The organism is Paenibacillus sp. FSL F4-0125, assembly GCF_038008565.1.
Classification (GTDB): domain Bacteria; phylum Bacillota; class Bacilli; order Paenibacillales; family Paenibacillaceae; genus Paenibacillus_AQ.
Window position 1 is genome coordinate 4,665,656 of the sequence record NZ_JBBOZJ010000001.1, and the last position, 12,278, is coordinate 4,677,933.

A 12,278-nucleotide genomic window follows, 5' to 3' on the forward strand; every position below is an offset into this window, starting at 1 on the left:
AATTATATAATTTCCCATGACGATGACTTCACTCCAAGTGCTCTCTGGTTTGTCTTCATGTTAACTTCATCAACATAAAGAAGGTAGAGCCTTTAATGGCCCTACCTTCTTTATTTGAAACAAGGATTACTCCATCTAAATAGAATAGTCCCTACTCCGTAATTTCAGTTTTAAATACATTTTCCAATTTCCCGCCAAGTCTCTTCTTCAATGGAACTTTAATATCTCTACCCAGCTCTTTGAAAAAGGTTTCTACATCACATTTTACATTTTTAGCAGTCGCGATCACTGCGCCATCACCAACAATATTTTGATTCTCGTCAAGAGGAACATCAACTTCGATATCATACTTTTTGGATAATGTCTTGATGTATCGTGCGAAGATCTCCAGCAATTCCTCGTTATTAAAATTCTCTATAGCGACTTTTCCCTTGCTGGTAAACTTCATGTTAATTTTCATTATTAATATCCCCTTTTCTGTCAAACCATTTTTAGTTGTTAGTTTATGGATCAAGATGAATAGATGGCTGCAAGAAAGGGCAACATTATTCATTTTTGAGATCATTTATGAAACATACATTATTTATAAGCACCCTTTATTTGTTGTACTTTAAATTGTGTAAATTCTTTGAGCGCTTGTATGACCTGATCCTGTTCTTCTTCCTTCAGCTCATAAACGCACTCCCGTAACCACTCGCCAAATAGAAAGGCTTGACGCCCTTTCCGAGGGCTCTTTCTTAAGGAGTCGAGGCAACCCTCAAACTTATCGTTCAGGACGTCAGTAAGATTGTATTTCTCAATCTTCTCAATAACCATTCCTGCCCCATATTCGGTTTCATAAACTATGACTTCATTAGAATCAAAGGAAACATAAGATGTTTCTTTACCTTCCTTTGCCCTGAATTCCTTAAGCTTGTTAAAGGCCGTCTCATAAATGTAGTCTTGAGACTGTTTAAGCTGCGGCAGTTCATAACCATGCTTCAAGGTCTTGATATATTCAATATCAGGCATATAGTCTGCCAAATGATACATCCGATTCTTCAGATCTGTTCCAAGCGCTTCAATGATCTTGTCCAGATTGTCTTTAAGCGGAATGCTCTCTCCACGTTCGATCTTGCTAAGCTGTGAGTAGCTAATACCGCTCTTTTCTTCCAGTCCTCTTAAGGTTAACCCTCTCGTTTTTCTGATGTGCCGAATGAAATTACCCAGCTCATCGGGATAGTTCTCAAAATCATTCATGGGAGTCACCTCCCTACTATCATAACACAACATAACAATTTGTGTTGGCTAATAACAATTAATCCTAGCATTTACTTGCTTCTTAAGGGTAATTCCCACTATTCAAGAACCAATATAACCCTCTTGTCACAAAAACAGGATAAGAATAGGCGTTCGTCTGACAGGTTTTGGATTGTGTTCTCGGGTTGGAAAATCAAACGTATCTGACTGTTGAGACCCTATTAGCTGATTTCTGCTTTTTCGCTCACCTGTCGGACTCAGATGCAGCTATTCATTAAAATATACGGCGAGCCGGTTCAAAAATATGACAATAAGAGCTGTGGAATCCGTAAAATAAAAAAAATGGACCAAAAAACAGCCAGTCCCAATTTTCTGAGACTGGCCAAAATCATTACTCCATAACATTCAACAAGTTGATGATCATCTGTGCACTTTCGGCACGAGTGCCATATTGTTTCGGAGCAAATTGCCCTTCCCCACGTCCTTGCATCAATCCAAGTCTGAGCACCTCGCTGATAGCCTCTTGAGCCCATTTCGGAGTAGCAGCAATATCTTTAAATGCCATACCGTTAAGACTATCGACAGCTACTGTTTTCTTGGCGTAAGCATATGCACGAGCCAGCATCGCAGCCATCTCTTGACGAGAAATCTTAGCATCTGGTTCAAACTGTAGAGAATTCTGGCCAGTAACAATTCCAGCTTGTCTCGCTAAACCTACGGCTTCGGCATACCATTTGTCCGTAGCTACATCGGCGAATACGGCTTCCGTTTGACCTTTCAGCCCAAGTACGCGAACTAGCATCGCAGTAAATTCAGCACGCGTAACCGATCTGTTGGGATCAAAATGATCCGCTGTTACGCCCTGTACAAGCTGCTTAGCTGCGAGCTGTTTCACAGTAAGAAATGCCCAATGATCGGATTTCAGATCACTAAAATCCTTGTCGTATTCTAATAATGCATATTTACTAAAATGACTGATAGGAGCAACAATATAACCTTCCAACCAATTACTATTCATATACTCCAGATTACCAGCATCATCAATGTGATAAATTCCTAATAAACGTCGATCTACATTCGCGTCAACCTTAAATGAAATCGTGATCGGCTCTGCAAACTGACTTAACCTGAAGCTCTTTCCTTGTTCAGTTATCATGCTAAGCGACCATTCCCGCATATCACTTATCACTCTCAATTGTGCACCCGCAAGTGTTCCCGCACGATTAATCAGTTCCGTTGCTGCATCGCTAGCTACTGAATTCAATTGAAGTGAAATCTTACTTTCGGCAGTGATTCCAGCAGGGTTCAGCTTACTTAGATCCGCCAATACCCTCACAGGGATAATAACCGTCAATTCCTTCGTAACCACTCTGAGGGATGCACTGCCAAGTAGTTCAACCGCATTCCCTGGCAAAAGTAATCCCGTTACCACTTCGTCAATGGAAACTACAACTTCACCTTGTGCATTCTTGTTCGCTGACAACTGAGATTCTGTTATCGTTACAACTCCCACTTGTGCAGATGCCGACGGTGTTGGTAAGGATGTAGGCGTTGGTGTCACCATAGGTCCCGGCACCCAGCCACCTGGCGTTGGTGTTGGTTCTGGTTCTGGTGTTGGTGTTGGTTCTGGTGTCGGTGTCGTCCCTGGTGAACCTTCTGTCACTGTCAATTCATATTCAGTACTTAACCCGTTATAAACAGCACTGACTTTTGTTGTACCGACAGTTAGAGCATGAAGTTCTCCTGTCTCACTAATCATGGCAACGTCATGATCGGAAGTATCATATTTTACGCCTTCGATCAATTTTAGCGTGCTGCCATCACTGTACACAGCCTGAACGACAACAGAGCCTTTACTGCCCAGCTCCAACGAATCCGGCCCTTTAATCGCGATTCCTGTTAGCTCAGAAGCCACATCAGTTGTTACGACAAGGTTGTACTCCGATGAGAACTCTCTATAGGTAACTGCAATTACTGTTGTACCTTCCTTATAGGTCTGAATCAAGCCCTGATCGTTGATTGTAGCAACATTCTCATTTGAGCTGGAATAATGAAGTCCATCTAATATCGGGATACGTTTACCTGACGCATAAACGGCTTCGGTTACCGTCTGATCAGCTTCTTCCAGTTTAAGCTCTCTTTTGCCCTGAAGCTTAATAGATTGCAGAACATCTACGTTTATCGTACTCTCCGCATAAATATTCGGGTAACCTTCCACTGCAACTCTTACCCTAGCTATACCTGGCTTCAATGCTGTGACGAGGCCGCTCTCATTTACAGTGACCACTGATTCAGTAGTGTCAGAAACGATGGACCAAATCTTTTTTAGATGATTAGCCTGTTCTGGTTGAACCTTAGCTTGCAGTAGAATGCTAGCACCAGGTTCAAGCTTTACAGTGGTTTGATCCAGCGCAATAGATTCTAGAACAATTTTCCCGATTACTAGACGGTCAATTTCCACACCATCAACCGTTCTTGCAGTAACCGTAATCTCATTCTCGGCAATCTCAACAGCGGTATAAATTTGTTCATCCTCATCATATATTTTTTCCTGCCAAAAACGTGGCGTCAACGCATAGAACTTAGGACCCGAGGAACCTCCGATCACATATCGAGTACCTTCGCCTTCCGCTACCTGCTTACCATCCTTCATCGGAAAAGTTCGTAAGTAAATATGATCATGGCCATTCATAACAAGATCCACATTATGCTTATCAAACACTGGTACCCACTTTGCTTGTACCTGCTCATTAGAGTAGATGCTGCCGTAGGGACCTTGATGGAAAAAGATCACCTTCCACTTTTTATCTGTAGCTGAAAGATCCTGATCCAGCCACTCTGCCTGTTCTGCAAACGGACTACCTGAATGTTCTGTATTCAGGACCACAAAGTGAGTATCCTTCACATCAAAGGAATAGTTCGTCCCTTTCACACTCGCTGCACCATTTTGCGGATTATTGAATTGTGCTAGGTAATCCCCGTCTCCATTCGTTCCCATCACTTCATGGTTCCCGATAATCGGGACAAGTGTGGTATTCAGGAGCTGTTGCTGCGCAGCATCGAACCACCAATTCCACTGCTCTTGTTCAAATCCTTTATCCACCATGTCACCTGCATGAACTAGCATCTCTGCATCTGGCATGTAGGCAAAAGCAGCCTGAATCGTATTTCCCCAAAGACCAAAACCTGCTTTCGAGTCAGCTTGGGAATCACCGATGAACAGGAATTTTGTAGAAATGCTCTCCCCTCCGCTTGTAACGAAGGTTCCTTGCGCACTTACATTTAACTTGCCATCCCCCACACGATATACATATTCCGTTCCAGGGGTAAGCCCTACTGCCTCCGCTTTGTGAACTCGCATTGTTCCGTCATTGTTAGTGTTGTAGATCGAACTGCTGCCAGTTATTTTTATTACATTTGCGGCTTGAAAGCTCGTGAACTCTGCTTTTTTCACAAGTTCAACTACAGTGTCCCTGGTTAACGGTACGGTTTGCCAAGTGAACTGACGGGAGGTTGCTGCATCGAGTCCCATCGTAACATTCACATTCCGCGGAGTAGTTGTTCCGTCGTATGGAGCAACTCTGAATGTCATTACAGGACTGTAGACATTCCCCTTCACTGTCTGTAATTTAAACGTTCCTTCTGCAGAAGTAACGGAAGCCGTTGAAAGTATTCCGTTTGCCCCTGAGACTGCTCCTTGTACCTCTATACCATCAATCAGTAGCGAAGCACCCTCAACGCCATTTCCACTCAAATCCTTTACCGAAAAAGAAGCATCAAAGCCTTTGGCTATATCGTAATGATTCCAAGTGAGCATTAACTGTGTCTTCACCACAGATTCAACAGCTGCCCCAACAAAAGAAATAGGGATTCCCGTACCCTCCGTAGAGGTTACAGAACCGGATGTATTCTCTATTACAAACGGTTTACTGATGTCTCCAGCCAACTGTTCTTGTGTATAGGGACCCAAATAATCATTTCGAACTGTGTATTGAATTTGGCCGATAAGATCTTTATCACCAAGATTAGAGCTATTTATGTCGCTTAAAGTAAGGCGTACAGTTCCCAGTACCGTATCAATAAGTGATGCCATTTGGACTTCTGTTACCTTACTCCCCCGAATCACCTGCAAATCTTTAACTGCAGCAGGATTAAAAGCAAACGTAAGATTTCCTTCCTTCAGCTTGTTAGCCTTTTCCGCGGTTACATCCAAAGTGTGTGTGCTGCCGGCGTATACTACTTCTGGCGTTTTGTATACATAGAATGGTGATCCTAGATTCACAGTAAAATACCATTCTTTTATTGTCTGATTACCGCTCATATCGCGAATAGCTACTTTTACTTTATGTCTGCCTTCAGTTAGCGGAACCTTAGGTTTATAAGTAATTTGTCCCTTTGGTGGATAAAATCCATGCTCTACTAATTGATCATCTACAAAAACCCGAGTCTTTGCAGGATCAATTAAGGTCGTTCCTGGATGGGCTACAGGATCATAACCATCATCCTCACCATTGATAGAAAGGGTTGGCGTAGCTGTTTTTACAATTTCGTTCACACCAGGATAAGCATCTTTAAGCACTGGAGGTGTTCTATCTTCCTCTAGCGGGCCATAAATGGCGCGAATATCATCTACGTAAATAGCACCTTCGCTCTTATTAAGATTACTGGTCTCCATATAGCGAACAGGCATATCCATCGTTAAAGGTGTGGCTTTTCCCTTGGGGACGGAGACTTCAACGTATTTCCATCCGGTCCAGTTCACACCGTTCACCTGATCCGTAAAATCCACAGGCACGGCTGCATTATTGCCATCACGAATCTGTCCTCGCAGCCAGTGCTTTTTGCCATCTCCATAAATCCACATACTGATTTTCTCAGGATAACCCGGAATTTGAATTCGATTTTCGGTTGAACTCGCAGCTACATATGCTCCAGATGTACCTGTCTTCCCCACAAAATCATATTCCAGCTTCAAGGCTTTATCCCCACTACGGACAAAATCCTGATCTGTTACTTCAAGAAGCTTCACACTGTTGGCAGCTGCACTGGAAGCTACATATTTATTGATTCCACTCTCAAAATCCTCCAGCATTACTGGCGGTAATCCAACATTAACTTCAAATGATGTCTCTACATCGCCGTATTTAGCGATAATCTTACCATTCTTTCCGTTCTCTCTCGTCGCTTGAAACAGACCATTCTTGTCCACTGTCCCGATCTCGCCTTCAACTCGCCACTCGAAGCTATGATTATCTGCTTGAATAACCTGTCCACTCCGAAGAGCTTTTATGGTCAATGGTGCAGTAGCACCTGAAGAATACGTTTTGATTACATCAGGAAATTTAAGCTCTGTGAGCTTATCCACCACTTCGATTTCGCCGCTGCCTTTGACCGCTCCAGCTTCTACAGTCACCTTTCCGGTTCCGGCGGAGGTTCCTGCTGTTAAGACTCCATTTCCGTCAATGGTTCCAAGACCGTCATTCACCTGCCAATTCACCGTTCCTGAATACGGAGCTGGATGTCCATTCTCATCCACGCCTGCGGTTTTGAATGCAAAGGTTGAGCCTTGCAAAATACGTTCCGTATTCGGCTGCACAACCAGCTTAGAAGCTGCAGATTGCTCAGGAGCTGTGTTGACGATAAGCAAACCGTTGCCGGTTTTACGTTCGTAGCCATCCGAGCCCTGGTTCATCATTTTAACGCCGGTAGTACCTGGCATTCTGGCAACAAAGGTAGACGAACCGCCACCATCTAGATTCATGGCGTTAATAACGCCCATATCTTTCATTATTTTTCCCAGTTCATCGGTATCTACGCCTTCACTAAAGCCCGGTGATCTTCCATCTACTTCGAAAAGAACGATACTGCCATCCGCTTTTGTACCAATGGCAGTACGTGGATGAATACCTAAAGGCCCTACACCTTGTTGAACTACTCCGTCCTTCACCAGCGGTCCTTCACCGCCAATAGCTACCTTGACTTCATTCCATTCTCCACTGAGCGCAAAGCTTGCAGTAACACTATCACCAACCGATAACCCCTGCAAAACAGCATGAGACGTCCCATTAGCAGACAAAACCACCTTTCCTTGGGAAAGCGGCGTATTGCCTTGATTGTTACGGATTTCAGACACCTTCAGCTTCAAGGTCTGACCGCTTTTCACTTCTCCTTCGACAATATCTAGAACAACCTCGTCACCCTCATTGGTCGACTTTGTAGTTGTATTATAATTTTCCGTATAGAGAACCAGCTCATTTGTATTTCGATAACGGTTGATACTGGTTAAATTAGTCGTTTTTCCGTTTATCGTAATGTTTTTAGTTAACTTCGGCACACCATAAATCGAGCTGCCGTCTTCTTTTAAACCGAAGGTAAAAGCTGAGATCGAACTGTTCAGGATCACACCCTCATCCATAAACAATCCGTTAGGGACACCTGTGGCAAAACCGGAGATTTCATAAAAATCACCATTAACCCCTGCTATTACACGGTTTCCAGGCGCATCCGCATAAGATGCCATTTCCGTTACACCCTTCATGCCATAAACCTTTCCATCCTTCGTGCCCGCCCGCAGCTCTAAGTTAGCATTTTGCGGGTTAAACTCGACAGCATGAACCTTTTGCAAACCGCGTTCATTTTGAAGATCCATCCAGGTATACATCGCCCCAGGTGCCAGCTCCGTCTTACGAAGATCAATAACAGTACCATATTCTGTAGCAGGTAAATCAGAAATGGAAGCGCGAACAAATGCCCCCGGCTGCAACAACGAAATCAACAAAACAAAAATAACTACCACATTAATTTGCCTTAAATACCTTCTCACTGTGTTGACATCCTCCCCACTTGGCTGTCCTAATGACGATCTGAGCTTGGACAACATCATAGGGTTTATTTTAACTAGGAAGCGTAAAGGTTAAATAAAATTTACCAAGGCATACTGTTAACTTCTTCTAATCCATTCATCAAATTCATGTTTCAGCCTGTCCCTGCTGGGCACAAATAAAAAACCATCAAGCGGCCAGCGCTTGATGGTTTCTAATCGGTACCCAAAATTATTGATCCCAATTCGTTACTTCCTCATAAGTAGGTAATGCAGCAATAACGCCTACCTTCGTACACACGATAGCACCCACTTGATTAGCAAAATGAATTATGTCTTGCCAATCCGCAAAGGTAAGACTTCCAATTGCTTGATGTGTCAGTCGCGAAAGCTGTAATAACACTTTAACAAAATCAGCCGCTGAGATCCCCTTCTTAGCTAACCTGATAAACACTTCCGTTCTGTCGCCCCATAAACTGCCTCTATAGTTAGGGTCAAAGGAAACGAACTGGCGAGCTTGGCGTGCTTTGCCCATAAGTTCAAAATAAGCTTCAAGATAAGTTCCACCTAACATCGCTGTTGCTGAACCAAAATGAACAACGGCTGCTTCATTCAGCTTATGAAGAGGTACATCTTGCAATCCAAAATTACCATCCGCGCCACGACTAAACACAAAATCCCGTTCTCCATCTTTTTATAAAGATATAAGCCATCGTCGTTAGTGCTGAGGAATCTCTCACGATCAAATCCGTATTCACTTTCACTTCACGCAAAGTCTGAATTAAGAATTGACCGAATGGATCATTTCCCACTTTGCCAGCAAAGGCAATTTTAGATTTCATAATCATTCCCCTGACTAAACATCCTGTAATCCTTTGTATTCATATTTTAGCATGGTTACTGATGTTTGTAATCTTTTCGGGGCGCTCCATCCTCTCCTAATTCAAGCTCTCCAACATTGGAGAAATGAACGTTCAACCTCTTCTGATCCCTTCCTCAAACTCATGCTTAAGCCTGTTGATAAATCTCCGGACCGTTTTTGAGCCTTGTTTAGAAGCTGAAACAATAGAACCTGGAGTATGCTGATCTGAAGATCGCAGCTCGATCGTCTTCATAATCTTCTGAGAATCCTCAAATGTTTTTATAAAAGAATAATCCATACCGATCGTAATCGCGAGTCCTGCCGCAACTGCATTCTCAATGGCTCGGGTATTATTGCTTATAAAAAGGATATTCATCGGCCCAGCCTTCAGTAAATATCGCTCCACAAAGTCCTGTATGTAATGATCATCGTATAAAACCAACGTCTGACCTGCTAACTGTTCAGGGGTAATCATTGTATTTAAAGCTAATGGTGAATGAGGATGTACGCCTACGACAATCTTTCCTTCCATTAATTTCTCAAATACGACCCCTTTATGTTGATCTGATAAGCCCTCCGGTGAGACCATCAGTCCGATATCCACTTCATCCTGAAGCACATTATCCAGAATCTCTTTAGGTCCCTTTTCAAAAATCTCTATTTTCACATTTGGAAAATCCATCTTAAAACCAGAAATAACCTTCACTATTAGATGCATAGGTCCCGGAATTGTAGCAATCTTCAAATGACCGCTTAACGTATCACTGTAAATCTGTGCTTCAGCTTTTAATTCATTAACTTTCATTAGGACTTCATTTGCTTTGCTGATTATGGCCTGTCCTTCTGCTGTGGGAACTGCTTTTTGGCCTCGCGAACGAATGAACAAAGTAACTCCCAACTCCGCTTCTAACAGTGTTATAGACTGGCTTATCGCAGACAGGGTGATATGACGATTCTGAGCGGCTTTGGTTAGTGAACCAATCTTTGCGACTTCTACGATATTCTCGCATTGCTCTAAATTCATTTGAATCACTCCCTAACTTAATATTTACTTAATACCTATTAAATTTACTTAAATTTTAATTAATTTGGACTAGTGTTACAATGTAAATAAGTTAGTAAATAACCTTTTCACCATATGAACCTATATTTCTAGTATAACTATATTTCTCGAGGAGGAATCACAAATGACAGACAAAAGAGTAGCCGTAATAACAGGTGGAGCCAGTGGAATCGGGAAACAAACCGCAATTAAATTCGCAAGTAAAGGTGACCAAGTGGTCGTTGCCGATTTCAATCAACAATTAGGTGAAGAAACCGTAGCACAGATCATCAAGGATGGTGGCGAAGCGATTTTCGTCAAAACCGATGTTTCAAAATATGAAGAGGTAGAAGCACTGGTTGAAAAGACCGTTACCACTTATGGAAGAATTGACGTCATGTTCAATAATGCCGGAATCGGCCGCGTCACTCCTGTACTAGACCAAGACCTTAAGGATTATCATAGTGTTATTAATGTCAATCAGCACGGTGTTGCCCACGGTATTATTGCGGCAGGTAAAAAAATGCGCGAACTCGGCATCAAAGGTGTCATCATCAATACTGCCTCTGTATTTGGATTCCTGGCTTCCCCAGGTACATTCGCTTACCACGCTTCCAAAGGTGCGGTCATAATGATGACCAAATCGGCAGCGCTTGAAATGTCCGTTCACGGTATCCGCGTACTCGCCGTTGCACCAGGTGCTGTAGATACCCCAATTATCCAAGGATATAAAGACCAAGGAATGGTCGACGAGATGAAGAGCAAAGTCATGGGTAACAAATTAACGCTACCTGAACAAGTTGCTGATACCGTATACTTGCTCTCCTTGCCAGAAGCTAGCGCAATTAACGGTAGTGTTGTTATGGCGGATGAAGGTTATGCTTCATTTAAATAAAAAATTTAGATCAAAAAATCCAAGGCTTCCCGAGCGGGATGTCCTTGGATTTTTTTGTATTACTCCCATGATCTCTGTTCATTGATTTCCAGCTTACGTTTAAATGCCTGCTCTAGATCAATATCCAGTTTATTGGCCAGATCAAAAATATTCCACACCACGTCGTACATCTCAAATCCCAAGTTTTCTTTCTTCTCTTCGTCAGGATTGAAGGATACGGACAGTACCTCTTTAGACAATTCCCCCACTTCAGTCATTAAGTACAACATTCGCTGCTCAATGCTACTAGTGTCAAAACCTTTGGTTTCACTGAACTTCTTCACATACTGTTGAAACTCAGATGTATTCATTTTCTTACGCCTCGCTTTTAGGGTATAAAGTTATGTAGTTTATAAAAACGATGTCATGCGATTAGCCTAGCTCATTCCTTTATTATCATCCATTTGTTCGAAGAAAACAAACTCTCCGTCATTACAAAAAAAACGATTCTTCAGATCATAGAAGAATCGCTAAGAAAATTTATTTACTTGCTACTGTTTCAGCCACTATCTACGCCTATATCGGACATTTCACTGGGCGTTAATCCGCAAGTGCACGGCCAATTTCATCGTCGAACGTGCCGCATCAGGAACGGCGGGACTCTTCATCATTATTCATTTATTATTCGCCGAGCTGCTCCTTGAGCTGCGCAATTTCTGTTTCCATGAAGGCAACACGTTTATTCAACTCGGCGATATAGTTTCTTTGAGCCTCTTGGTCTGCTGCGCTTGTTAGGTCGGCCGCAGTAGTTTCCGCCAGTTGGATGGCTTCTTTGAGAACTTGAACGCTTGATTCTGCCCCTGCTAATCTTTCCCGGAGTTTAGCCGCTGCAATACTTGCTTTCAGCGCCTTCTCAGTCCCCTTACTCTCCAATATTATCGTCTTTCCTTCAACCGTCAACCCTGCTCCCGTCGCTTCGGACATCGTGCGCACAGGTACGTAGGCCGAGTTATTTACTACAATCGCATCTGCAATCTTCTTTCCGGCTTGTTTTATAGTATACATTCCGGAAACTTTAGCGCCAATTAAAGACGAGCTTGCTGCGAATCCTATTGAACCACCAAGTAACAGCGCCGCTGCTACAATCCCTACTATTTTCTTCTTCATATCTACGAACCTCCTGAGCTTATTATTCTTCCAATTATAACCAATATATTCGTAACATGAAAGATATACTAAGAGACTCTGCCACAGTCAACTCAACTACTGGCCATATGTAATCTAGCTATAAAACGCCATCTGGACAGGCGTGATCCAATTGTTCTAAGTTGGATTTTTCGATTTCACGAACAACTTTAATTCGAAATGATTGATGTTAGCTGTAAACAGTGTTACTCTATCAACGGTAAACTCAAAATTTATGATCTTCAATCCTTCTTTT

General features: G+C 42.7%; 9 protein-coding genes. 1 reads left to right on the forward strand and 8 read right to left on the reverse strand.

Annotated elements, in window-relative coordinates; translation table 11 throughout:
• Positions 1–151: 151 nt before the first annotated feature.
• The 6 genes from NST74_RS20855 to NST74_RS20880 form a co-directional block, all read right to left on the reverse strand.
• The gene (locus NST74_RS20855; protein WP_042129778.1) at positions 152–460 is read right to left on the reverse strand and encodes a hypothetical protein; all 309 of its coding nucleotides are present in this window, start codon (positions 458–460) and stop codon (positions 152–154) included.
• Positions 461–579: 119 nt separating this feature from the next.
• Positions 580–1,239, reverse strand: coding sequence for a helix-turn-helix domain-containing protein (locus tag NST74_RS20860; protein WP_042190416.1), 660 nt, complete (start codon positions 1,237–1,239; stop codon positions 580–582).
• Positions 1,240–1,630: 391 nt separating this feature from the next.
• On the reverse strand, positions 1,631–8,062 hold the full coding sequence (locus NST74_RS20865) for a phosphodiester glycosidase family protein (RefSeq protein ID WP_341114213.1): 6,432 nt from the start codon (positions 8,060–8,062) through the stop codon (positions 1,631–1,633).
• 229 nt (positions 8,063–8,291) lie between these two features.
• Positions 8,292–8,732 (reverse strand): carbohydrate kinase family protein, encoded by a 441-nt coding sequence (locus NST74_RS20870; protein WP_341114214.1) that lies wholly within the window; start codon positions 8,730–8,732, stop codon positions 8,292–8,294.
• Complete coding sequence (locus NST74_RS20875) at positions 8,725–8,901, reverse strand: PfkB family carbohydrate kinase (protein ID WP_341114216.1); 177 nt, start codon at positions 8,899–8,901, stop codon at positions 8,725–8,727. The genes NST74_RS20870 and NST74_RS20875 overlap by 8 nt, the downstream gene beginning before the upstream one ends.
• A gap of 132 nt (positions 8,902–9,033) precedes the next feature.
• Positions 9,034–9,945, reverse strand: a complete 912-nt coding sequence (locus tag NST74_RS20880; RefSeq protein ID WP_341114218.1) for a LysR family transcriptional regulator — start codon at positions 9,943–9,945, stop codon at positions 9,034–9,036.
• Positions 9,946–10,108: 163 nt separating this feature from the next.
• On the opposite strand from NST74_RS20880, the gene NST74_RS20885 reads away from it, so the two are divergent.
• Positions 10,109–10,858 (forward strand): SDR family NAD(P)-dependent oxidoreductase, encoded by a 750-nt coding sequence (locus NST74_RS20885; protein ID WP_076121845.1) that lies wholly within the window; start codon positions 10,109–10,111, stop codon positions 10,856–10,858.
• A 59-nt stretch (positions 10,859–10,917) separates the two neighbouring features.
• On the opposite strand, the gene NST74_RS20890 is transcribed toward NST74_RS20885, so the two are convergent.
• Positions 10,918–11,208 (reverse strand): MazG nucleotide pyrophosphohydrolase domain-containing protein, encoded by a 291-nt coding sequence (locus tag NST74_RS20890; RefSeq protein WP_341114220.1) that lies wholly within the window; start codon positions 11,206–11,208, stop codon positions 10,918–10,920.
• Positions 11,209–11,518: 310 nt separating this feature from the next.
• On the reverse strand, positions 11,519–12,004 hold the full coding sequence (locus tag NST74_RS20895; RefSeq protein ID WP_341114222.1) for a hypothetical protein: 486 nt from the start codon (positions 12,002–12,004) through the stop codon (positions 11,519–11,521).
• Positions 12,005–12,278 lie beyond the last annotated feature (274 nt).